Raw genomic sequence first — 24,105 nt, 5'->3', positions numbered from 1 at the left:
ACTTCAGCTAAAGGGTACTTACTCAAGCCATTTAATGAACAAATTTTTCAAGTTACAAAACGAAAAGTAGTAAATGGTATCACTTGGTATTATGGTAAATTAAGTAATGGTAAATCAGTATGGATTAAGAAAAGCGATTTACAACAACAATTAGTTAAACTATCTAAAAACTATAGAACACTTGATGATGTCACTAAAATTCAACAAAATGTTTACGGTGCACCACCACAAGTTCAACGTAATAATAGCGGTTGGTCAAATGCAACGTATAGTGAAATTAAAAATGCGATGAACGCGAAAACACTTGCTAAACATCCAACTTTAAAATATCAATTTTTACGTTTAGATCGCCCACAATCATTATCTGTAGATCGTTTAAATCGACTACTTAAAGGTAAGGGAATATTAGAAAACCAAGGTCAAGCATTTGCTAATGCTGCAAAATTGACAGGTGTTAATGAAATTTACTTAATTGCTCATGCCCTACTTGAAACGGGTAATGGCCAATCTAAACTTGCTAAAGGTGCAAATTTGGTTAATAATCAAGTCGTTTCTAATTCCCCTATTAAATACTATAATGTATATGGTATTGGTGCTTATGATTATGCACCACTTGTAAATGGAATTAATTACGCAAAACGATCTGGCTGGAATAGTATTTCTAAAGCTATTATTGATGGAGCTAAATTTATTGCTCAAGATTATATTAAATCTGGTCAAAATACACTTTATAAAATGCGTTGGAATCCTGATCAACCTGGTACACATCAATATGCTACTGATATTAATTGGGCAAATGTGAATGCTGAAGGTTTAAAATACTTATACGATCAAATTAATTCAGTTGGTAAATATTTTGAAATACCAGTATTTAATCAATAATACTACTTGGGAGTGAGACTGAATTCAGTTGCCCTTCAGTTATCGCCTACCCATACTTAAAAGAATCTGAGACACTTATTTCTGTCTCAGATTCTTTTTTGCTCTAAATTTTATATTTCATACAAGCACCCATCTTATTGGACTATGTTATAAAGAACAATAAGATGGGTGCTATGTTAGATATAAAGATGACGACTATTAAGTTTATTTAAAAGATGATTCAAATTATTGATTTCCTCTTCTGTTAAACATTGACATCTCGCTTCGATTAATTCACATCTTGCTATATTGATTTGTTTAATTAAATCTCTAGCTTCAGTTGTTAAACATAAATCCTTACAACGTAAATCTTCGTGTGACTGTTGACTTGTAATATAACCTTTATGAACTAATTTCTTTATCCAACGAGATACAATGGACTGCTCTCTACTAATCTTCATTGTTAAATCATATTGTGATAATCGATCATAGTTATAAAGAATTCTTAATAATTCCAGTTGGTCATTTGTTATATCAGTCCGTTGGCCAAAGCGTCTATTTACTAAATTAAGATCATTGTTTGTTAGGGTAATAAGTTTTTCTAGTTGATTATACATAGCTGTTCTACTCCACTCTAGTAATTGTTTATATTATAAAGTTAATTTTATAATTAGACAATACTATTCAATAAATTGACTAAATTCATTTTAATAATATGATATTATCTATTCATTATACACGATTTCTAATTTTTCTATTTAAATTGAGAGAAAATGAGATTTTATTAATTAAATATTATAAATAAAAATATGATATGATAATTATATTCTATTTCAAAGTAATGAGGTCATAATACTTTGAATGATTATATTTAGAGGTGTAAATATGAAATTAACTTTAAATTCAAATTCTAAGTTTTTAAGAGCGCCAAGTATCCGACAGTTTTCAAGTCGAATAAAAAATATTAACGACTGTGTTAATTTAACTATTGGCCAACCTGATTTTCCAATGCCTGATGTGGTTAAGCAAGCATATATTAATGCAATAAGTGAAGATAAAACAAGTTATTCACATAACAAAGGTCTTACTGAAACGCGTCAAGCGATTAGTCAATATTTTAAACGTAGATATGGATTTTTTTATAGCGAAGAAGAAATTATTGTTACAAACGGTGCAAGTGAAGCGTTAGATACATCGCTAAGAAGTATAATCGAACCTGGAGATGAAATTTTAATCCCTGGTCCTATTTATGCCGGATATATTCCATTAGTTGAAACTTTAGGTGGTAAACCTATTTATATTGATACCACACATTCTGACTTTAAGGTAACACCTGAGCTAATTGAAACTTACTTTACTAATCAAACTAAAGCAATTTTATTAAATTACCCTACTAATCCAACTGGTGTTATATTAGAGCGCTCAGAAGTTGAAGCCCTTGTACATTATTTAAAAACTAAAGAAATATTTATTATCAGTGATGAAATATATGCTGAAAATACGTTTACAGGAACACATACTTCTTTCGCAGAATATGAAGAGATACGTGACCAACTATTACTCATTGGCGGCTTAAGTAAATCACATTCAGCTACAGGCATCCGTATCGGTTTTTTAATCGGTCCTGAATATTTAATTGAAAAATTAACTTTCATGCATGCATATAACTGTATTTGTGCTAATGTTCCTGCTCAAATTGCTTGTATCACTGCATTAAATGAGGGCTTAGAAGCACCAAAATATATGAACGAAGCTTATATTGAACGCCGTGATTATTTAAAAGATAAATTGTTATCTCTAGGATTCGAACTTGAAGCTCAACCTGAAGGTGCATTTTATATTTTCCCAAGTATTAAACGATTCACTAATAATGATTTTGACTTTTGTGTCAATGTACTGGAAGAGGCACATGTTGCGATGGTGCCAGGCTCTTCTTTCACAGATATAGGAAAAGGCTATATTCGTATTTCTTATGCTTATGAAATGAACGTCTTAAAAGAAGGTATGCGTCGTTTAGAATTATATTTAAAAGAACACTATCCTAACGTGTTAGATAATTAAAAAAAACGCAAGATTGACTAAGTCAATTTTGCGTTTTTTTATTACTATTATTTATGGGAATTTAGGGAATTGATCAAAATCAGGATCGCGTTTTTCTTTAAATGCGTCACGACCTTCTTTTGCTTCATCAGTAGTATAATACAGTAATGTAGCATCTCCAGCCATTTGTTGTAAACCAGCTAAACCATCTGTATCTGCATTCATTGCAGCTTTTAAGAAACGTAATGCTGTTGGTGAATGTTTCATAATGTCTTTACACCAAGCTACTGTTTCATCTTCTACTTTATCTAAAGGTACTACAGTATTAACTAAGCCCATTTCTAATGCCTCTTGAGCATTGTATTGACGACATAAGTACCAAATTTCACGTGCTTTTTTGTGGCCTACGATACGAGCTAAGTATCCTGAACCATAACCAGCATCAAATGAACCTACTTTAGGTCCAGTTTGACCAAAGATTGCATTATCTGCAGCAATTGTTAAGTCACATACTACATTTAATACGTTACCTCCACCAATTGCATAACCTCTAACCATTGCAATAACTGGTTTAGGAATAACACGAATTAAACGTTGTAAATCCAATACATTTAAACGAGGAATTTGGTCTTCACCAACATAACCGCCATGTCCACGTTTCTTTTGATCTCCGCCTGAACAAAACGCTTTATCGCCTTCACCTGTTAAGATAATAACAGAAATATTTTGATCATCACGTGCTCTAGTAAATGCATCAATCATTTCAGCTACTGTTTTAGGTGTAAATGCATTACGTACTTCTGGTCGGTTAATTGTTACTTTTGCAATTCCTTCGAAGAATTCATATTTAATTTCATCATATTCTTTTAGTGTTTCCCACTGTCTAGTCATTTTGCTCCTCCTTTAAAAAGCCTAATACTATTGTATCAAATTCCGCTTCATCTTCCACATGAATTGTGTGACCTACATTTTTTAAAATATGGATTTGATAGTTTTTAATTTCTTGTGCCATTTTTTTAGCAGTATTAACGAATTTTTCATCTAATTCTCCTGCTAGAATAAGGCAATCACTTTTTATACGCTTAATATCTCCCCATAAATTAGGCATATGTCCAGTCCCATAATCTCTTAAAGCTTTCGCTAATTTATTAGGATCCTGCGAAAGTCGCATACGACGCATTGCCTGTTTTTTATTATCATCTAATAGATATTGTGTTTGAAATAAAGGGAGTTTTTCCCAATCATTTACAAACACTTCAATTCCAGCTATTTCTAATACACGTCCACGTGCTTGATCGATAGCCTGTCGTTCTTTACGTAAGGTTTCGTCAGCAATGCCTGGCGATGTACTTTCTAATATTAATTGTTTGATTTCATATTGACCATATATTGTATAGTAAAGTGCTACGCGCCCACCCATTGAATAGCCTAATAAACTGAATTTATATTTCTCAAATTGAGATAAAACTCGATTTATTTGTTCCGTTATATACGGAAAGTCCCATGTTTGATCTATAGGTGAGTCATCTTTGCCATGTCCAGGTAAATCAATAGTTAAAATATTACATTGAGTAAGAAAAGCCTCTATATGATTCATATACGTTTGACTATCACTAATAAAACCATGAAGTAAAATTAATAATTGATTGCTTGGATGATCAGATTTATAAAAATTATAATGTAACATTTAAAATCTCACTCAATTTCTGATATAAAAGTTGATGTTGTTCTAAGTTATCTTCACGATTTGTAATCATTTCATATATATATGAATTCATATTTGAAAATGATACTTGAGAAAAATCGGTAATATTATTCAAACGTTTAAATGAAAAATCATATAACATGGCAGTATACTCAAAATTTAGTCCAGTTGGTGTACCAAATAGACGTTCAAAGTATTGCTCTGCTGCTGTTTTTTGAGGCAAATAAGAAAATATACCTCCACCATCGTTGTTAAGTATAACAATATTAATATGAATATCGTTTAATTTAGCCATTAATAATCCATTCATATCATGATAAAAAGCTAAATCTCCAATCAGTAATGTCACTCTTTTATGTACTGCCATACCTAAAGCAGTAGAAATAACGCCATCAATACCATTTGCACCTCGATTAGCATACACTTCTACTTCACTATCAAATAATAAATTATCTACATCACGAATAGGCATACTATTACTTACAAATAATGCATCATCTTTAGTGAGTTTTTGAATCAGTGTACTTACAAATGCTGATTCATCTGTCGCTTGAGACATATGTTGAGTGATTGCTTTACGAGATTGTGCTTCTATAGATTGCCAACGTTCAATCCAATCCTTACGATTTACTGTTGGTTCATTCACTAAACTTCTGAAGAAATCATTTGCTGATATTTCATATGAGATGTGTGGCGGTGTTGGAAATACATCAATTTTATCATTATTTTGAACTAATATTTGAAATGCATTTGTGCGTGTAAGCCATTGATTTAATTTTTTAGAAATAACTGGTTTACCTACACGTATAATAAAATCAGCATCAATATTTAAATGAGAACGGTATAATAAATCATATGTTGTAATGACATTAGGATGATTAAACTTGCGTAATTGACTAAGTGGATCTGCAAGAATTGGTAAATCATGAATTGTAGCGTAAGTTAAAATTTGATCGACTGCTTGGTGCTGCATATCCCCTACAATAATAAGACCTTTCTTATCTTTTAATACATTTTTTATATCTTGTATATCTATATTTTTTTGATAATGAGGCAATATTTTATGTTCAGATTTTAAATTCTCAGTCATTTCAAGATCTGGTGTTAACGGTTCTCTAAATGGTAAATTAAAATGTATTGGACCACGGTGTGGACCATATAAATATTGACTTGCAATTTGCATTTGATAATTGATAGTATTGAGCATTTCTTGACTGCCATCAGCTACAGGCATATCAAATTGGAAGTTAATATAATTTGCAAACATATTGACTTGGTTAATCGCTTGTGGTGCGCCTACACTTCTAAGTTCGTGTGGACGATCGCTAGTTAATACTATAAGCGGTATACGGCTGATTTGACTTTCGGCTATAGCTGGCGTGTAATTAGCAGCCGCTGTTCCAGAAGTACATAAAATCGCAACTGGACGTTCGCTTCCTTTAATTAATCCTAAAGCAAAAAAAGCTGCGCTACGTTCATCAGGATGTATCCAAGTTTTTATATTTGGATGCGCTTCAAATGCAATCGCTAAAGGAGTCGAACGTGAGCCCGGACTAATAACGACTTCTCGCACACCATAGGCATATAACTCTGATGCAAATGTATAAACTTGTTTAGTTAAAGCTTCTTTATGATTCATTCTCATTCACTACTCCTAAAGCATTCATCATTGGTGAAAATTTCACCGACGTTTCTTCAACTTCACTTTCAGCATTAGAATCTTTTACGATACCACAACCTGCAAATAAAGTAGTTTGATTTTGTTTAATTAACATAGAACGAATAGCCACAATAAATTCACAATCATCATCTACATCGATATATCCAACTGGAGACCCATATAATCCTCGTGTACCAAACTCATTTTTTTCAATATAATCAACTGCTTCTTTCTTAGGATAACCACCTAAGGCAGGTGTAGGATGCAACTCATCAATTAAACTAATATACGAATGATTCAATAATGTTCCTTTTATTTCAGTATACAAATGATACATATGATCATTTTTTAAAATATTAGGTTTTTGATTGTACTCTACATTTTCTACATAAGGTTCAATATCATTTAAAATACTTCTAACGACAAATTGATGTTCACCTAGATTTTTACTGTCTTGTAGAAATGCTTGAACATTTTTTTCATCTTTTTCAGCATCTTGTGTTCGAGGAATGGTTCCTGCTACAGCCTTCGTAGATAATACACCGTCTTCAACTTTTAATAATTGCTCTGGTGTTTGAGAGAAGAATACAGATTGGTTAGACTCTAGAATAAATAAGTAACTATTTTTCTCATTGTTTAACGCACGATTAAGTACATAAGGAATACTAATTGGCTTATCAAACTTAATTAAACGACGTCTCGCAAGCACTACTTTTTGATCTTTATCAAGTTGTTCAATCGTATGACTTACAAGATCTTTCCACTCATCAACATAAATATCTTCCATGCGTGTTACATTGCCTAAAGCTGTCTCTCGTTCTGTCGTATCGACTTGAGTATTTTCAAAATAATTAATAATTTGATTTAATTTTTCCATTTCAAATTGAGCTTTTTCAACTGTATATGTCAAAATGGTTTGATTGTTAACTGAAGAAATAAGTACTTCAGGTACCACAAAATGATTAATCCCAAATTCACGCCACTCATCATCAGACTTATGATTTGAAAATTGGAATCCCCCTACTATTTTAAGGTGATGCTTTTGCGTATTAACATGAATTAGTTCTACATCGTTTTTAAATTTTTCCCATTCCCGAAAGATAGATTGTTTATTTTCAAAGTTATTCTTAAACCTTTGAATTGCATGATAGCCGAAAAATGAAGACATATTATCGTTTAATCGCAAATAAAATCGATCTCCAGCTTGTTTTTCAGTTAAATTAAATAATTCACTTGGTGTTAAAGATTTATTTAACACGACTTCAACAGAAACCCAGTTTTTATTGCTTTCATATATAGATTCCATAATTTTGTCTTCCATTAGGTTGGCAGCCATTCATTTCACTTCTTTCATTATCTTTTTTTACTCATTAAAGTATTGTAACATTTTTCGTTATTCATCGTATCATAATTGCTTAATCAATTTAGAGAAATATTTCACGTTGATTGACCTTTCTTACCTATTCCTATAAAATACATATGTTAAAACTTTATATTATAAGAGGTAGATTACATTATGGCAGATCAATATCAACAATATTCAACTGTTAGAAAATATTGGCATTTAATGAGACCTCATACTTTAACCGCGTCTATTGTCCCTGTATTAGTAGGAACAGCGACAGCTAAACTTTTCTTACTGGGCAGTCAAGATCATATTAAATTCAGCCTATTCTTAGCAATGTTAATCGCATGCCTTTTAATTCAAGCAGCGACTAATATGTTTAATGAATATTATGATTTTAAAAAAGGATTAGACGATCATACATCTGTAGGCATCGGTGGCGCGATTGTTCGAAATGGTATGAGTCCAAAACTTGTCATGAATCTAGCAATTGCTTTTTATATTATTGCCGCTTTACTTGGTATATATCTAGCTGTTAATAGTTCATTTTGGATTATTCCAGTTGGTATTGTATGTATGGCAATTGGTTATTTATATACTGGTGGACCTATTCCTATTTCATGGACGCCATTTGGTGAATTATTCTCCGGATTATTTATGGGTATGATTATCATTTTACTTGCATTCTTTATTCAAACAGGTAATGTGAATAGTTTTGTTGTTTGGATTAGCTTACCTATTGTCATTACAATCGGGTTAATTAATATGGCTAATAACATTCGTGACCGTGTTAAAGATAAAGCAAGTGGTCGTAAAACCTTGCCTATTTTATTAGGTAAAAAAGCTTCTATTACGTTTATGGCAGCAATGTATATCTTAGCTTACTTAATCGTAATATTTACTGCTTTATTCAAATCAGGTGGCTCATTATTCTACTTGTTAGTATTATTCTCATTCCCAATGCCAATCAAAGCAATTCGCCGTTTTAATAAAAATGATACACCAGCAAGCATGATGCCAGCGATGGCAGCGACTGGCAAAACGAATACAATCTTTGGTATTTTGTACGCTTTAGGTATTTATATCAGCGCACTTTTAGGTGGTATCTAATTTATTTTAACCAGCATTGTTCTTTTTTAACAATGCTGGTTTTTTTATTATTATATATATATCATATGTAGATAATCATGGCCATATAAATTAATATCTTCAACCCATTTGAAACCTAGTTGTTTATAAAGTTTAAGTGCTTTCTCATTATTATAATCACAATTTAAACTCCATTTTTTATTAAAACTTGTGGTGATCAAGTGTTCCAACAATTGTGTCGCAATACCTTGTCCTCTATAATCAGGCGATGTGACCACTGCTTCAATATACCACTCATCATTTTTAGCTTCTTTTATAGGTAAAGGTGTTCCAACTAATCTGATATCTTCTTCAAGAGGCAGTTGGTTCCATTGTTCTTCGTACTCCATTTCTTTTGAACCATCATAAGCGATAATACAACCGGCCACTTCATTATTCTTTTCATATACCCATATATTTTTATAATAGGTACGATAATGTACATTAACTATACTAAGTTCAAGCAAATTAATCATACGTTTTTTAGAAATTTCCTTTACAATGTCAAGTTCCATATCTTTCCATATTAAATAATAAAGTTTTGCAATTTGCTTATTATCACTTGGTGTCGCTTTTCTAATCATATTTATCCCTCCATCTACATCATACTCATCTTCTTACAAGAAATTAAATATTATAGTAAGTATAAACTGATTCTTTTATAAGTGACATTCTTGATTTTAGTCATAAATTACTTACAATATAAAAATAAGGAGGCATCCATAATATGAGAGTAAACAAAACATTATATGTATTATGTGCATTGTTCTTAGGTGGTGTTGGGATTCACAAGTTCTATGCAGATAAAGTTGGACAAGGTGTATTACATTTGGTCTTCTTTTGGACACTTATTCCAACAATTGTTTCGATTATTCATGGCATTATCATTATCTTTACTACTAAAGCTGATAATAATGGATATATTTTTATACCCAGATAAAAACAAGCGAAAGTTTTTAAACTTTCTTCTTTAAATTAAAGAAAATGGGGTATAAATTAATAATAGTTTTAAAAAGGAGAATGTGACTATGAAAAACTTTATTAAACGTATTGTGAGAACAATTATTACAGGCTATGTCTTAAAATGGATTAAAAATAAAATAGAAGGAAATTCAAAAAGAAAATAATTTAAAAAGGTCTATTCACTTTATTTTAGAGAATAGACCTTTTTATAGTGATTCATTGGAACCGGATTTACTCATTGAGAAATGCCTCCAAATGTTTTAATTCAGTAGTATATTGATTAAAATCATCTTCATTTCTATTAACCAAAGCTTCATCAATTAATGTTACAAGTTGTTTCTTTCTTTCTAAACGTAACGCTTCGTCAATCACAAGTTCTACACCTAAATCATTCACCGTCGTTACAAATTCTTCTAGTGTGGTATGTTTAACATTTGTATTGTAATACATAAGATTCACTACCTTTCTATTAATTTAAAAATAGTATACAAGCTTTTTATTTTGAAATCAATGAATATTCAGACTTTTCTAAATAAATTAGTGTAATTTTATTTTTAAATAATAACTTGACAACATATACTTTTTTTATATAATAATTTTATATTATTAATCACTCTTCGTGTTTAATAATAAATAATTAAATAAGGAGCTGATCTTATGACTCAGTTCAATAAACCTCCTAATACGATTTATGTCATACGTAAAGGTGATATGGTGATTAGACCTACATTTGACGATCATCAACAACCGAACGGCTCAGAAATCCTCAAATTCGATACCTCACGAGAAATAAGTCCTTTTAAAACTCAAAAAATTATTGAACGATCTTGTAGATTTTATGGCAATAACTACTTAAGCAAGAAAGCTGAAACTCAACGCATTGCTGGAATAACTAGTAAACCTCCCATCCTTCTCACACCATTGTTTCCAACTTACTTTTTCCCAACACATTCAGACCGTTTAGAAGAAAATATATGGATTAATATGCATTATATTTCTGATATTAAGCCATTAAAAAACAGAAAGAGTAAAATTATCTTTGCAAATCAAGAAGCACTAACATTAAATGTATCTTTTCATAGTTTATGGCATCAATATTCTAATTCTATTTTCTATTACTATATGATTGATAAACAAGCAAGAATGAAATCTAATAATCCAGATATGCCAATCGATTATGAAAAAACATCTTTAAATATTTTTGAGGCACTTTCACACTATTCTTTATTAGAAGATAAATAGCTGTATGTTTATTTTTAAAATATACGGAACGATTATATTAATTTAGTGTAAATGTTCCGTATATTTTTTAAAGATAATCTCTTGCAAATTTTAAGATTATTGATATAATTGTATTTGTATTGATTGAAGAACACGTTATATTATTCCGCAGTAGCTCAGTGGTAGAGCTATCGGCTGTTAACCGATCGGTCGTAGGTTCGAATCCTACCTGCGGAGCCATATGGAAACGTACTCAAGTTGGCTGAAGAGGCGCCCCTGCTAAGGGTGTAGGTCGCGAGAGCGGCGCGAGGGTTCGAATCCCTCCGTTTCCGTCATTTGACTCTTTACTTTTTAAGTAAAGAGTTTTTTTTATAAAAAAAGAGCCAATGTTTCTACAATTTGACTCCTTTTTTATATTTAAACTAATACGCCATTAACTTCAATATACTGTCTTTATCAATATCACCAAAGTAATGATAAAAGTCATAGTCTTCCATTACTTCTTTTATATGAGTATAATCGTGTAATATTCCTACTAAAGCATCTTCTAATTCATTGACATTTCCTTCTCCAAAGAAATCGCCAAAGATTTTAGCATGTTCAATTTTTCCTTTTTTGACATCAAATTTAACTTGAATGAATCCTTTTTCAAACTTCTCGTCCCGTTCAAAATTATATTTAGGATTTTTACCATAATTCCAATCCCAAGTACGATATTTTTCATTGCTTAATTGCTTAATATTGTTCCAGTCTTCTTCCGTTAAATGATATTCCTCTACTTCATGCTCACCAAAGATGTTTTTTAAAATAATTTGCTTAAATTGATCAATTGTAATAGAGTCATCTAAAAATTCTTCAATATTTGCTACGCGTTTACGTACAGACTTCACACCTTTAGATTGAATTTTTTTAGGATTCACTTTTAATGCGTTTTGTACTTCTTCTAAATCACTATTTAGCATTAATGTACCATGACTAAACATACGATTTTTAACCTTAACCATAGCATTTCCAGAAATTTTAGCTGCGCCTACTTGAATGTCATTACGGCCTGTCATTTCTGCATCTACACCCATAGATTGTAAAGCTTGAACAATAGGCTCAGTAAATTTCTTGAAGTTATGAAAACTGTTACCATCATCACTCGTTACAAAACTAAAATTCAAATTGCCTTTATCATGGTACACAGCTCCTCCTCCAGAAATTCGTCGTACAACATGAATATGATGCTCATCTACATACTGTTTATTAACTTCTTCAATTGTATTTTGATTTTTACCTACAATGATTGAGGGTTCATTAACATAAAATAAAAAGTAACTATCATCTGCAGGTAAATATTTAAGTACATATTCTTCCATGGCTAAGTTAATTGTAGGATCAGTAATATTATTATTACTTACAAATTTCATAGCTCTCACCTTTCTCTTTCTTTTAAAATTTAATAATGCAATATATCTTCCACTATCGATTATTTAACTTAATTATGGCATTATTTTCAAAAATAATATAATATTTTCTGATTTTAGTATATATTTGTTTATTTGTAGTGTAAATTTTAGTACAATATAGTCTAGCTATGATTTGAGGAGGACTCGAAATGACTGTTGCAGAAGTTGGAAATATTGTAGAATTTTATGACGGTTTAAGAGGCCGTGTTGAAAAAATTAATGATAATTCAGTTATTGTTGATTTGACAATTATGGAAAATTTTAATGAACTAGATTTACCTGAAAAAACAGTTATTAATCACAAACGATATAAAATCGTTGAATAAGAAGGTTAATATTAAATGAAAAATACATCTAAACCCTTAATTTGGTTTGTTGCAAGTTTTATTGTATTTCATCTTATCTTATTTATAATGTGGGGAGAACATCAAGAATATTGGTATTTATATACTGGTATAATGTTAATTGCTGGCATTAGTTATGTATTTTATCAACGTGATATCACATCAAAACGTCTATTAACCTCTATTGGTGTGGGCGTAATCACAGGTGTTGTATTAGTGATAATACAACTTATATTTTCATTTATATCGTCACAAATTACTTATACCGAATTAATTAAAGAATTATCAAGAACAGGTGTATATTTTAAATGGCAAATGTTAGTTACTATCTTATTTGTCATCCCTTGTCATGAGTTATACATGCGTGCTGTCTTACAAAAAGAGTTAAATAAATTTAGACTACCTCGCTGGCTAACAATTTTAATACCTGCATTATGTTCTAGTTCTTTATTTATCTATCTTGATAAATGGTGGATTGTTATTTTTATCTTTATAGCTCAAGTCATATTATCATTGAGTTATCAGTATACAAGACGTATTGTTACATCGTCTTTAGGTCAAATTGTTGCCATCATTTTATTACTTATCTTTCATGGATAAAAACCTTTTCTTAGTTGCTAAAACTAAGAAAAGGTTTTTTTAATTGGTATCACGATTCATTTCAATAACGATATTCTTTTTTTATTTAAAACATAACTATCTACATACAAAAAAGAGTGGGATAACGAATTCAAAATGAATGTATCCCACTTTCCTTTTTTAGTTATCCAATTTGAATTCTCTCTTTTGGATAACTAAATTTATCAGGTTCTTTACGACCAGATATCATAATAATAAATGATATTAAACCGACACGTCCTATAAACATAAGAAGCATTAAGACGACCTTGGTAATACTGCTAATATTATCTGTCACCCCAAGTGATAAGCCACATGTTCCAAACGCAGACATGACTTCAAAAAACACCTGTAAGAATGATAAATTATTGGCTTCTGCTGCTAATATAATAATGATGCTTACAAAAGTAAGTACTGTCGCCATTATAAACACAGCAAAAGAACGTTGTATATCGATGGTATGAATTTCTCTATTAAATACTTTAATCGATGATTTTTCTGTATTGTTATTAAAATTAATCACAAATAAAATAAGTATCGCAAATGTCGTTGTTCGAATACCTCCTCCTACTGAACTCGGAGAAGATCCAATAAACATGAGAATACTCATAATGACATTTGTTGCATCACTAAAGTGTGTCACATCAATGGTTTGTAATCCAGCACTACGTGTAGTTGCAGATTGAAATAATGCATAGAATAAAGATTGATGCCAATTATATCCTTTGAATGCATGATTATACTCAAGTGCTAAAATAGATAAAAATCCAAATATAAATAAGAAAAAGTAAGTCGTTGTTGTAATTTTAGTAAATAAAGAAAATCTAAAATGACTTACCCTATTTCGTATATAAGCTCTGATTTCAAGTAATACTGGAAAACCAATAGACCCAAGAATAATTAAAAACATTACAATAGTTTGTACAAAGTAATCTTTGGCATATGGAACTAGTGATTGGCCAGTAATATCTAACCCACCATTTGTAGTAGCTGAAATAGATACAAACAAACCTTGCATTAAAGCATTTTTTAAATCAGGATTGTCTCTGTAAAAATAAAATGCAAGCAAGAGTGCACCTACAATTTCGATAGTCATGATGGTTTTAACAATTTCAATAATAAGCTTAACTGTCCCACTCATTGTGTCTTTATTATTATCAAGCATGATAAGTTGACGTTCGCGCATACCAATATGTTTACCAAGTACTACCCACAACACTGTACCTATCGCCATTACACCTATGCCACCGATGTTTAAGATAATTAAAATGATAAGTTGGCCAAATGATGAATAGGTATCAATAATACTGACTGGCGTTAAACCGGTCACACTAATTCCAGATACAGCTACAAACAATGTATCTATAGGACTCACCTTCACGCCAGGTTTATGTACAAAAGGTAAATTGAGTAATAAAAATGCAACGACAATTGCAATTAAATAATATAAAACAATACCTTGTTGAGGCGTTGATTTTTTGAATAATTTACTGAAAATAGACATTAGTTTGTCACCTCAATGTCATTTCAAATTAATTTCTATATCTTGAATATTTCCATCTCTGTAAATTTTAGCGGTTAACGTTTTTAAATCTTGTCGATGGTTAAACAGGATGTGTCTATACTGCAAATTATCTTTTAATGTTTTACCTTCTAATTTTACAATGACATCACCAATTTTTAAACCTGATTTTTTACCTAAACCGTCATCTTTTAATTTTTTCACTAAAATCCCATCATTTATATCATTAGGTAATTTTAAAAGTGAGCGTTCATAATGATTTAAATCATTTACATTTTCTAAAGCTATTCCAGTATTGGGGTAATTTACTTTCCCATTTTTCTCAAGCTCTTTAGCGATTGATTTAGCTTCATTAATGGGAATAGCAAAACCCATTCCTTCTATACTTGGCATATTAATTTTTAATGAAACGATACCAATAAGCTCTCCATCTTTATTAACTACAGCTCCACCTGAATTTCCTGGATTAACAGAAGCATCAATTTGGAACGTTTGCATCAATTCATCATTTTTATTATCTTTATCAAAATCAACAGGAACCAACCGATTTAGCCCCGAAATAATCCCTTTTGATACCGTATTTCTAAACTCTTCTCCTAGAGGATTACCTACAATTAATATCGATTCCCCTAAAACTAATTTATCTGAATTTCCAATATGGATAGAATTAATATTTTTATCATTGATTTTTGCTTTCACTACTGCAATATCTGACCATTTATCCTTTCCGACCACGTCACCTTTTATACTTTTATTCTCTCCATATGTAATCTTAACTTTATCTGCTTCACCAACAATATGTGTATTTGTTAATACAAAAAAAGTATCGCCTACAGTTTTGTAGACGACACCTGAGCCAAGTTCACTATCTAATTTTGAATTTGTTTTTTGAACTGAAGTATTCTTAGGTGCGTCACTTTCTACTGTTACCACTGATCTGACAGTATTATTAGCGTTTTTCATAGTTGTTGTGTACTTCTTATCTTGTGTATGTGTTTGATTTGAATGTTGTTCTTGTGAAGGTTCAGTAAAAATAGCTTTTACTAAAACTAAAATTAATATTAACGCAATTGCGATTAAAATTTTAATCCAATGTTCTTTTAAAAAGTCAACGACTTTATTTTTTGTATCATTTGATGATTGTTCATGTGATTCATGAGATTGTTGATCCGATATATTTTCTGTCGTATTCTTATCAGAATTAGATATGTGCTTTGATTGTTCACTCTTAGTATGTTCTACTTGAGTTGAACGTTGCTGAGTTGAAATTTGTTCTTTCTCAGTATGGATTGATTCTTTATCCTTAGTTGAAGTGTATGATTCTTCAGTGATTGTTGGATGTTTAGATTGTGTTTTAATTGTATCATTATGTTGATTGTCTTTTTCTTGTTTAGACTTTGGACGAGATTCATTATTTTTATTCAATCTACTATAAGTTGGTTCTATAGATTTATTCGTTTCATTTTCACTTTTTGAGCCATTACTCGAAATTGGTTTTTGCTGTTTCAATTCCTCATTATGTATGTCTTCTTGTTTAAGGTGTTGTTCTTCAGGCAGAGTTAAATGATGCCTATTATTTTTCTTAGCTGTGTTTGATGCATCTCTTTTTGATCTTAACTTAGCTAAATGTTGTTGTTGTTGAATTTCTTCTTGTGTTAATTTCTCAATTCTAGCTTTTCTTAAATTATCTTTGACACGTTCTTCATTTACTTTTGCTTGATGCTGTTCTTTTTCTGCTAAATGTTCACGCTTTTGTCTTTCACGTTCAATACGTTCCTCACGTTCTTCATTATGAAAGTATTCGTGACGTTTACGCCCATATTTACTACGCGGTATCACTTGTTTTTTATCATTATCCAAAGATGCCCACTCCTAACCTTGAAATCACAATATATATCACTAAAAAATGATTTACTTTTATGTGGTTATATATCTATCTTAATTTATTTATATATTACTTAAATTTTAATATCATTAGTGTTAATAAGCAAACGATTGTCAAATATTTTCTAAAAATATTTGACAAATAGTTATTAATTGAAAAAACCTTTTGAAGTCTTTTATAAAAAAACTTCAAAAGGTATCGATTACATCTAATGCTTAGCATTCTTTTTATTTTTTCGTACTGATGTTAACCATCCAATAACAACTAATAAAATCATTACAGTCCAGAAGATTGCTTGCCATAACGTACTATGTGGGAACTCTTCTGATAATACGCCAATATCTGGATGAGCTAATACGATAACTACTAATTTAATACCTACCCAGCCAACAATTGCGAAAGCGGCACCTTCTAAACCTGGATATTTATTTAATAAATCAACAAACCATGTTGCTGCAAAACGCATTAAAATAACACCAATCATGCCACCGATGAACATGACTCCAAATTGACCTAAATCCATACCGCCAAAATGAATACCCATCTTAGGAAGTGTCACTGCAATAGCCATTGCTGCTAACATAGAATCAATTGCAAAGGCAATGTCAGCAAACTCTACTTTAAATACGGTAGCCCAAAATTTTCCAGCACTTACTTTCTTTTCAGCGCCAGTTTCATCATAATGATGTTCATCCCCAACTTGTTCCTCTTCATCTTTCTTATGGAAGAAATTCCAAAGATTTCTAATAGACATGAAAATTAAGTATGCAGCACCAATCGCTTGAATAAACCAGAAATTCACAATAATACTAATTAAAAATAAAGCAATAAAACGGAAAATAAATGCTCCTAGTAAACCATAGAATAATGCTTTTTTACGCTGTTCTGGTGGTAAATGCTTAACCATTACTGCCATTACAACCGCGTTATCTGCTGCTAGTAATCCTTCTAAAAATACTAACACTAATATTACCCACAAATAAGGTAAAATTAAGCTTGGATCCATGAAAAGACAGCTCCTTTATTTATTTTTTACAAATAAAAAGACCTATGCTAATTCATAGCAAAGGTCTCACTTAGCAAATTTGCTCATTTTACCGGAAGTATCAACTTCGTAATGACGATAAAATGCTGAATTTAAGATGTTAGTAATATAGCCCCTCAAATTCTCAAGTTACTCCCCTCTGACATTAAGTCATAGGTATTTATTTGTTAAGAGTATTATAACCAGATTTGTTATATATAAACAATGTTAAAGCTAAAAATATTGTATTTCTTTATTATTATTTTAAATTAAACCTTATATTGTCATTTTTTATAATAAACTATATAGTTTAATATCTGGGAATTTTTCTTCAAACCAACGTGTAGCAAATTCATTTTCAAATAAGAAAACAAACTTATCATATCTGTCTTTCACTAAAATAGAACGTGACGTGTTCATCTTATCTTGAATATCCTCTTCATTTTCAATCCAACGTGCAATTTTTCTACCTACAGGTTCCATGACGACATCTACATTGTATTCATTTTTCATTCTGTGCTCGAATACTTCAAATTGTAATTGACCCACTGCACCGAGAATAATTTGATTCGTATGAAGTGTTTTATAATATTGAATCGCACCTTCTTGCACAAGCTGTTCAATTCCCTTATGGAAATGTTTTTGTTTCATGACATTTTTAGCAGAGACTTTCATGAAAATTTCAGGTGTAAATTGTGGTAAATCTTGGAAGTTAAATTTTTGTTTACCTCCAACTAATGTATCACCAATTTGGTAGTTACCTGTATCGTATAATCCAATAATATCTCCAGCTACAGCGTGATTGACGGTTTCTTTATCATCTGCCATAAAAGAGGTAGAGCGTGTGATTTTTTGTTTTTTATTGGTACGTTGCAAGGTCACATCCATACCTCTTTCAAACGCGCCACTGACTACTCTCATAAATGCAATTCTATCTCTATGTTTTGGATCCATATTCGCTTGAATTTTAAATATAAAACCCGAGAACTCGTCATCAAACGGGCTAACTTCAACTTCTTCATTCGTCTGACGAGCATTAGGCATAGGCGCATAATCTACATATGCATTCAAGAAATTTTGAACCCCGAAATTAGCCAATGCTGAGCCAAAAAATACAGGAGTTAAATCACCATTTAATAATGCTTCATTATCAAATTTTTCGCCAGCTTCTTCAACTAACATAAATTCTTCAATCGCTTGTTCGAAAGCACTATCATTGCTAATAGTGTGTTCTTCTTTAAGTTCATACTCATCATTTAAATGTAATACATTCTCTTCATCTCTAAAAGGTTCAATAGTTTTAGACTCACGATCGATAATACCAAAAAAGTTTTGACCCATTCCTATTGGCCAATTCATTGGATAGGTGTCAATATTTAATGTTTCTTCAATTTCTTCTAATAGTTCAAATGGTTCTTTACCTACACGGTCTAATTTGTTGATAAAAGTAAAGATAGGAATGCCTCTCATTTTACATACTTTAAATAATTTTAATGTTTGGGGTTCGATCCCTTTCGCACAATCGATAACCATTACTGCACTATCAACCGCCATTAATGTTCGGTATGTATCTTCAGAAAAGTCTTCGTGTCCTGGTGTATCTAGAATATTAATTTTATAATCATCATAATCAAATTGCATGACTGAACTGGTTACAGAAATACCACGTTCTTGTTCCACTTTCATCCAGTCACTGGTTGCAAATTTCCCTGTTTTTTTCCCTTTTACAGTACCCGCTTCACGAATAGCACCACTAAAATATAATAATTTTTCAGTTAGCGTCGTTTTACCAGCATCCGGGTGTGAGATAATAGCAAACGTCTTTCTTGATTCTATTTCTTCTTTTAAACTCATTCATTATTCTCCTTTAAATCCTTTATTATCCACTTAGATAACTGAGAAGCTATACGCAATGCTTCACTTTCTTCTTTAAATGTAAATAATTGCATTATTAACTCTTCATTTATTTCCTGTTCATTGAGTTGTACATTTAATTCTACAGACCAAAACATATCTGGAATAGCTATCATATAATAAGAATGATCCACATTTTCATATAGATATACATTGATTATTTCATTTTGTTCAGAAAGTTGCTTAATGATCATAGTTGGATTTTCCAAACTTTTTATACGCAGCTTCTAAACCAATTAAATCGTCACGATGTGGCACTTTCACGTGTCCTGGCATAATTTGATAAGGTTCTCTACCTTTAGAAGCAAGTACAACTGTATCACCTGGATTCGCGACTTCGATAGCATGTTTAATGCCTTCAGCTCGATCTTCAAATTCTACATAGTTATTATGTGTTGCCCCTTTAGCAAGTTCTGCAGTCAACATTTTAGGGTCGTCATCTGCTGGATTGTCAGGTGTAAAAATAACATAGTCTGCTCGACATGCAACAGCGCCCATTTCAGGCGTTTTTGTTAAATCACGTTCGCCAGCCATGCCTACTAAAAAGATGAGCTTTTGTTTAACAAAAGGTTGCACTGCGTCAATCAGTTTATTCATACCATCAGCAGTATGTGCATAATCAATAATTAAATCGATTGGAAGTGATGGATCTAAAACCTCTAGACGCCCTTCAACAGGTTCTAAAGATTTCACCACTTCTACGATATCTTTGAAATCGACTCCTTTACTCCACACTGCTATCATAGCTGCCATAAGATTTGAGATATTAAATTTACCTACATAGGGTGATGAAACATGATACGTGCCAAATGGAGTAGCAAAATCAAATTGTACACCTTGTAAAGATTCTTTGATATTTTGAGGCATAAACTGTGCTTCATTATCTATACCATATGTCAATATTTCAAATGGTGTTACCGTTTCTAAATATTTAGAGAAATCATCATCATTATTTAATACCACATACTTTTCTTTTGATAAATCTTCACCTAATTGACTAAATAGTAAAGATTTAGCATGTCCATAAGCTTCCATTGTGCCATGAAAGTCTAAATGATCTTGGGTTAAATTTGAAAAAATAGCTACATCAAATTCTACCCCTCTTAATCGTCCTAGAGCTAATCCATGACTTGAGACTTCCATAGTCATTGCTTCAGCTTTACTATCTACAGCTTGCTTAATTTTCTTAGTAAGCAATACAGTTTCAGGAGTAGTATTTGCCCCTTTTGTTTTTTCTTCATTAATTTGAAATCCATTCGTACCTAAATACGCACTATTTTTGTCTAATCCTCTATAAATTAAGTGAATCATTGTCGCGATTGAAGTTTTACCATTTGTACCAGTGACGCCAAAGGTAGTGAGTTGTTGACTTGGATAATCAAATAATGTATGCGCTAATATACTGGCTACTCTTAAAGTATCAGGTACAATAACTTGTGTGACTTCTCCTTTAACTTCTTGCTTACGGTTTACAACTATAATTTTAGTTCCTTGGTCAATGACGTTTTGACAAAATCTATGACTATCTACAGTATATCCTTTAGAGGCTACAAAGATACTTTCTCCACTAGCAGTTCGAGAATCTGTAGTAATATCAGTGATATCTATATCTAAAGTTCCTATAACTTGTTTAACTCTTATTTTATTGAACAACTCATTCGCATTCAAAATGTATCGCTCCTTTTTTTCAATATCTCTATTATACACATTTTAAAGTTGTTGATAAATTTATTCTCACCTAAAAAAGTAAATTCTGAACTACTCAAAATCAAATCATTTTTGTATCTTCTATATTATTAATATTAATTCCAAGTTAATTATTTATAAATTTTTTCTTATCTTAGTGTAAGTCCCATACATTTCACTTTATTAGTGCTAGGATAAGGGTATAAAGTTAAAGTAATCATTGTTCGAATATGCTATAATTCACTATAAATGAATTTTATGACTTTCTTGAATAAAATACATATTATTTATACCCGTATGTATTTTTTACTGTAATACATTATTCGATGGATTAAACTTAAATTATTGGAGGGTGACTATTAATGGTTACTCAAAATAAAAAGATATTGATTATCACTGGATCATTTGGAAATGGTCATTTACAAGTGACACAAAGTATTGTCAATCAATTGAATGACATGAATCTATCTCATATTTCTGTTATTGAGCATGATTTATTTATGGAAGCACATCCCATCCTTACGTCTATTTGTAAAAAATGGTATATCAATAGCTTTAAATATTTTAGAAATATGTATAAAAACTTTTATTATAGTCGACCAGATGAATTAGATAAATGTTTTTATAAATACTATGGTTTAAATAAATTAATTAACCTACTTTTAAAAGAAAAGCCTGACTTGATTTTAATGACTTTTCCAACGCCCGTGATGTCAGTATTAACTGAACAATTTAACATGCGTATTCCTATCGCAACAGTCATGACGGATTATCGTCTACAAAAGAACTGGATTACTCCAAATTCTCATAGATATTATGTGGCTACTGAAGATACAAAAGAAGACTTTGTAAACGTTGGTGTACCGGCATCTTTAATTAAAGTCACAGGTATCCCTATTTCTGATAAATTTGAAGCGGATATTGATCAACAGGCTTGGCTAAAAAAATATCATTTAGACCCTAAAAAAACTACTATTCTTATGTCTGCAGGTGCTTTTGGAGTATCAAAAGGTTTTGAACATATGATAGAACGTATCTTAGAAAAAAGTCCTCATTCTCAAGTCGTTATGATTTGTGGTAGAAGTAAAGGACTTAAACGTAATTTGGAAGCTAGATTTAAATCTTACGACAACGTTCTCATTTTAGGATATACAAAACATATGAATGAATGGATGGCTTCAAGTCAATTAATGATTACTAAACCAGGTGGGATTACGATATCCGAAGGTTTGACAAGAAGTATCCCAATGATTTTCTTAAATCCTGCTCCAGGACAAGAACTAGAAAATGCGTATTATTTCCAAGAAAAAGGGTATGGTAGAATTGCTGATACTCCTGAAGATGCAATTGACATTGTCTCTGAATTAACACATGATTCGAACAAATTAACTCTAATGATAAATACAATGCGTCAAGATAGAGTAGATTATTCAACCCATCGACTTTGTATCGATTTATTGAATATGCTCGATCATTCATCTCAACAGCAAGAAATTTATGGAAAGGTGCCATTATATGCCAAGTTCTTTGTCAAACAATAAAAGCGTAAGTAAAAACTTTAAAATAATGCTCGTTATTTTATTTTTAATGGAATTTGCTAGAGGAATGTATGTATTAAGTTATGTTAACTATTTACCTACTGTAACCTCTATCGCTGTAGCTGTGACTTCAGTAGCACTATCTATTCATTTTATTTCAGATGCAGCTACAAACTTTGTGATTGGATTTTTATTAAAGAAATTCGGGACTAAAATCGTCCTTAATTTAGGTTTTTTATTAGCTTTTTTAAGCTTGTTTCTAATTATTTTCTTTCCAGCTAATCCCATCATTATCATTATTAGTGCAATTATGCTAGGGATTGCAGTAAGTCCAATATGGGTAATCATGTTATCTAGTGTGGAAGAAAGTCAACGTGGCAAACAAATGGGTTATGTATACTTTTCATGGTTATTAGGTTTGCTTGTAGGCTGGGCGTTTATGAATGTTCTAGTCAAAATACATCCAACGCGATTTGCATTTGCGATGTCTCTTGTCGTTATCATTGCATGGATACTTTATTATTTTGTAGATGTAAAACTCACAAATTATAATACTAAACCTGTGAAAGAACAATTAGGTCAAATCGTAGAGGTAATGAAACGTCATATGATTTTATTCCCAGGTATTTTGTTGCAAGGTGCTTCAATATCAGCTTTGCTTCCAATATTGCCGACGTATGCTACAAAAGTTGTGGGGGTAACAACTATTGAATATACTGCTGCTATCGCTATTGGTGGTATTGGTTGTGCAATATCAATGTTATTTTTATCTAAAATGATCGATAAAAATAGCACTGGCTTTATGTATACCGTTATTTTTGTAGGATTCATATTGTTTACGCTATTTATTTTTGGTCTCTCACTAGTTAACAATATTATTGTTGTTTGGATAGTTGCCGCCTTTATAGGTTTAATGTATGGCATTTTATTACCTGCTTGGAATACTTTTATGGCTGGACATATCGATCCATCTGAACAAGAAGAAACTTGGGGTGTATTTAATAGCGTCCAAGGCTTTGGTTCAATGATTGGTCCTCTTTTCGGAGGCCTTATCGCTCAATTCTCAAATGGATTAAATAATACATTCTATGTCTCAGCTTTGATTTTTCTATTACTCGCTATTTTTTATGGCATTTATTTTATCAAAAGTAGAAAGCATCAAAAATATTCTTAAAAAAAGAAGTCAAAACTAAAATGTTT

General features: G+C 31.1%; 24 protein-coding genes, 2 tRNA genes and 1 riboswitch. Of the genes, 12 read left to right on the top strand and 14 right to left on the bottom strand.

The genetic code is table 11. The annotated features are described in order from the left end of the window. On the top strand, positions 1-882 hold an 882-nt coding region (locus HMPREF2930_RS11775), incomplete at its 5' end, for an N-acetylglucosaminidase (protein WP_256278345.1). A 176-nt stretch (positions 883-1,058) separates the two neighbouring features. On the opposite strand, the gene HMPREF2930_RS06005 is transcribed toward HMPREF2930_RS11775, so the two are convergent. Beyond that, positions 1,059-1,478, bottom strand: coding sequence for a MarR family transcriptional regulator (locus HMPREF2930_RS06005; RefSeq protein ID WP_002448073.1), 420 nt, complete (start codon positions 1,476-1,478; stop codon positions 1,059-1,061). 268 nt (positions 1,479-1,746) lie between these two features. On the opposite strand from HMPREF2930_RS06005, the gene HMPREF2930_RS06000 reads away from it, so the two are divergent. Then, entirely contained in the window at positions 1,747-2,922 is a 1,176-nt protein-coding gene (locus HMPREF2930_RS06000; protein ID WP_017175784.1) for an aminotransferase class I/II-fold pyridoxal phosphate-dependent enzyme, read from the top strand. 51 nt (positions 2,923-2,973) lie between these two features. Here HMPREF2930_RS06000 and menB read toward each other — a convergent pair whose 3' ends face one another. Genes menB through HMPREF2930_RS05980 form a run of 4 tightly spaced genes read right to left on the bottom strand, consistent with a single transcriptional unit; the run spans position 2,974 to position 7,602 of the window. Then, complete coding sequence (gene menB / locus HMPREF2930_RS05995) at positions 2,974-3,792, bottom strand: 1,4-dihydroxy-2-naphthoyl-CoA synthase (RefSeq protein ID WP_017175785.1); 819 nt, start codon at positions 3,790-3,792, stop codon at positions 2,974-2,976. Continuing rightward, positions 3,785-4,588 (bottom strand): 2-succinyl-6-hydroxy-2,4-cyclohexadiene-1-carboxylate synthase, encoded by an 804-nt coding sequence (gene menH, locus HMPREF2930_RS05990; RefSeq protein ID WP_017175786.1) that lies wholly within the window; start codon positions 4,586-4,588, stop codon positions 3,785-3,787. The genes menB and menH overlap by 8 nt, the downstream gene beginning before the upstream one ends. Then, positions 4,575-6,245 carry a 2-succinyl-5-enolpyruvyl-6-hydroxy-3-cyclohexene-1-carboxylic-acid synthase gene (menD, locus tag HMPREF2930_RS05985; protein WP_025987184.1) on the bottom strand — a complete coding sequence of 557 codons (1,671 nt, stop codon included), beginning with the start codon at positions 6,243-6,245 and terminating at the stop codon, positions 4,575-4,577. Before menD ends, menH begins: the two co-directional genes overlap by 14 nt. Next, complete coding sequence (locus HMPREF2930_RS05980; protein ID WP_017175788.1) at positions 6,235-7,602, bottom strand: isochorismate synthase; 1,368 nt, start codon at positions 7,600-7,602, stop codon at positions 6,235-6,237. Before HMPREF2930_RS05980 ends, menD begins: the two co-directional genes overlap by 11 nt. A 180-nt stretch (positions 7,603-7,782) precedes the next feature. On the opposite strand from HMPREF2930_RS05980, the gene HMPREF2930_RS05975 reads away from it, so the two are divergent. Then, entirely contained in the window at positions 7,783-8,721 is a 939-nt protein-coding gene (locus tag HMPREF2930_RS05975; protein ID WP_017175789.1) for a 1,4-dihydroxy-2-naphthoate polyprenyltransferase, read from the top strand. A gap of 50 nt (positions 8,722-8,771) precedes the next feature. Here HMPREF2930_RS05975 and HMPREF2930_RS05970 read toward each other — a convergent pair whose 3' ends face one another. Next, positions 8,772-9,323 carry a GNAT family N-acetyltransferase gene (locus tag HMPREF2930_RS05970; protein WP_017175790.1) on the bottom strand — a complete coding sequence of 184 codons (552 nt, stop codon included), beginning with the start codon at positions 9,321-9,323 and terminating at the stop codon, positions 8,772-8,774. Positions 9,324-9,466: 143 nt separating this feature from the next. On the opposite strand from HMPREF2930_RS05970, the gene HMPREF2930_RS05965 reads away from it, so the two are divergent. Both HMPREF2930_RS05965 and HMPREF2930_RS11770 read left to right on the top strand, forming a co-directional pair. Next, positions 9,467-9,679 carry a TM2 domain-containing protein gene (locus HMPREF2930_RS05965; protein WP_017175791.1) on the top strand — a complete coding sequence of 71 codons (213 nt, stop codon included), beginning with the start codon at positions 9,467-9,469 and terminating at the stop codon, positions 9,677-9,679. 88 nt (positions 9,680-9,767) lie between these two features. Beyond that, complete coding sequence (locus tag HMPREF2930_RS11770) at positions 9,768-9,866, top strand: SAR1012 family small protein (RefSeq protein ID WP_017175792.1); 99 nt, start codon at positions 9,768-9,770, stop codon at positions 9,864-9,866. A gap of 67 nt (positions 9,867-9,933) precedes the next feature. Here the strand turns inward: HMPREF2930_RS11770 and HMPREF2930_RS05960 are convergent, their stop codons facing one another. Further along, on the bottom strand, positions 9,934-10,152 hold the full coding sequence (locus HMPREF2930_RS05960; protein WP_002488353.1) for an IDEAL domain-containing protein: 219 nt from the start codon (positions 10,150-10,152) through the stop codon (positions 9,934-9,936). A gap of 207 nt (positions 10,153-10,359) precedes the next feature. On the opposite strand from HMPREF2930_RS05960, the gene HMPREF2930_RS05955 reads away from it, so the two are divergent. The 3 genes from HMPREF2930_RS05955 to HMPREF2930_RS05945 all read left to right on the top strand — a co-directional run bounded on the left by HMPREF2930_RS05955 (position 10,360) and on the right by HMPREF2930_RS05945 (position 11,255). Further along, positions 10,360-10,944, top strand: coding sequence for a competence protein ComK (locus HMPREF2930_RS05955; RefSeq protein WP_017175793.1), 585 nt, complete (start codon positions 10,360-10,362; stop codon positions 10,942-10,944). Positions 10,945-11,088: 144 nt separating this feature from the next. Next, a tRNA-Asn gene (locus tag HMPREF2930_RS05950) sits at positions 11,089-11,163 on the top strand. A 3-nt stretch (positions 11,164-11,166) separates the two neighbouring features. Beyond that, positions 11,167-11,255, top strand: a tRNA-Ser gene (locus HMPREF2930_RS05945). A 90-nt stretch (positions 11,256-11,345) separates the two neighbouring features. Here HMPREF2930_RS05945 and HMPREF2930_RS05940 read toward each other — a convergent pair. After that, positions 11,346-12,335, bottom strand: a complete 990-nt coding sequence (locus HMPREF2930_RS05940) for a lipoate--protein ligase (protein ID WP_017175794.1) — start codon at positions 12,333-12,335, stop codon at positions 11,346-11,348. Positions 12,336-12,523: 188 nt separating this feature from the next. Between HMPREF2930_RS05940 and HMPREF2930_RS05935 the strand changes: the two genes are divergently transcribed. Beyond that, the gene (locus HMPREF2930_RS05935) at positions 12,524-12,700 is read left to right on the top strand and encodes a YkvS family protein (protein WP_002448045.1); all 177 of its coding nucleotides are present in this window, start codon (positions 12,524-12,526) and stop codon (positions 12,698-12,700) included. A gap of 15 nt (positions 12,701-12,715) precedes the next feature. Continuing rightward, on the top strand, positions 12,716-13,318 hold the full coding sequence (locus tag HMPREF2930_RS05930) for a CPBP family glutamic-type intramembrane protease (RefSeq protein WP_017175795.1): 603 nt from the start codon (positions 12,716-12,718) through the stop codon (positions 13,316-13,318). A 163-nt stretch (positions 13,319-13,481) separates the two neighbouring features. On the opposite strand, the gene HMPREF2930_RS05925 is transcribed toward HMPREF2930_RS05930, so the two are convergent. The 6 genes from HMPREF2930_RS05925 to HMPREF2930_RS05900 all read right to left on the bottom strand — a co-directional run bounded on the left by HMPREF2930_RS05925 (position 13,482) and on the right by HMPREF2930_RS05900 (position 21,349). Beyond that, positions 13,482-14,840: a TrkH family potassium uptake protein gene (locus tag HMPREF2930_RS05925; RefSeq protein ID WP_017175796.1), complete on the bottom strand. Its 1,359-nt coding sequence runs from the start codon at positions 14,838-14,840 to the stop codon at positions 13,482-13,484. Between the two features lie 18 nt (positions 14,841-14,858). Continuing rightward, on the bottom strand, positions 14,859-16,718 hold the full coding sequence (locus HMPREF2930_RS05920) for a trypsin-like peptidase domain-containing protein (protein ID WP_037541190.1): 1,860 nt from the start codon (positions 16,716-16,718) through the stop codon (positions 14,859-14,861). Between the two features lie 233 nt (positions 16,719-16,951). Next, positions 16,952-17,749, bottom strand: a complete 798-nt coding sequence (locus HMPREF2930_RS05915; protein WP_017175798.1) for a TerC family protein — start codon at positions 17,747-17,749, stop codon at positions 16,952-16,954. Positions 17,750-17,805: 56 nt separating this feature from the next. Beyond that, positions 17,806-17,938: riboswitch (yybP-ykoY riboswitch) on the bottom strand. Between the two features lie 120 nt (positions 17,939-18,058). Next, positions 18,059-19,621 carry a peptide chain release factor 3 gene (locus HMPREF2930_RS05910; RefSeq protein WP_017175799.1) on the bottom strand — a complete coding sequence of 521 codons (1,563 nt, stop codon included), beginning with the start codon at positions 19,619-19,621 and terminating at the stop codon, positions 18,059-18,061. Next, entirely contained in the window at positions 19,618-19,875 is a 258-nt protein-coding gene (locus tag HMPREF2930_RS05905; RefSeq protein ID WP_017175800.1) for a YueH family protein, read from the bottom strand. Before HMPREF2930_RS05905 ends, HMPREF2930_RS05910 begins: the two co-directional genes overlap by 4 nt. Then, positions 19,865-21,349 carry a UDP-N-acetylmuramoyl-L-alanyl-D-glutamate--L-lysine ligase gene (locus HMPREF2930_RS05900; protein ID WP_017175801.1) on the bottom strand — a complete coding sequence of 495 codons (1,485 nt, stop codon included), beginning with the start codon at positions 21,347-21,349 and terminating at the stop codon, positions 19,865-19,867. Before HMPREF2930_RS05900 ends, HMPREF2930_RS05905 begins: the two co-directional genes overlap by 11 nt. Before the next feature lie 380 nt (positions 21,350-21,729). Here HMPREF2930_RS05900 and HMPREF2930_RS05895 point away from each other — a divergent pair, with 380 nt between their 5' ends. Both HMPREF2930_RS05895 and ltaA read left to right on the top strand, forming a co-directional pair. Then, the gene (locus tag HMPREF2930_RS05895) at positions 21,730-22,908 is read left to right on the top strand and encodes a diglucosyl diacylglycerol synthase (protein ID WP_017175802.1); all 1,179 of its coding nucleotides are present in this window, start codon (positions 21,730-21,732) and stop codon (positions 22,906-22,908) included. Then, positions 22,883-24,079 carry a lipoteichoic acid biosynthesis MFS flippase LtaA gene (gene ltaA, locus HMPREF2930_RS05890; RefSeq protein WP_017175803.1) on the top strand — a complete coding sequence of 399 codons (1,197 nt, stop codon included), beginning with the start codon at positions 22,883-22,885 and terminating at the stop codon, positions 24,077-24,079. Before HMPREF2930_RS05895 ends, ltaA begins: the two co-directional genes overlap by 26 nt. Positions 24,080-24,105 lie beyond the last annotated feature (26 nt).

It is taken from the genome of Staphylococcus sp. HMSC068C09, assembly GCF_001813735.1.
In the GTDB taxonomy this organism is placed as follows: Bacteria; Bacillota; Bacilli; order Staphylococcales; family Staphylococcaceae; genus Staphylococcus; species Staphylococcus hominis.
The sequence above is the reverse complement of the archived record's forward strand: the minus strand, read 5'-3'. Positions and strand labels throughout refer to the sequence as shown.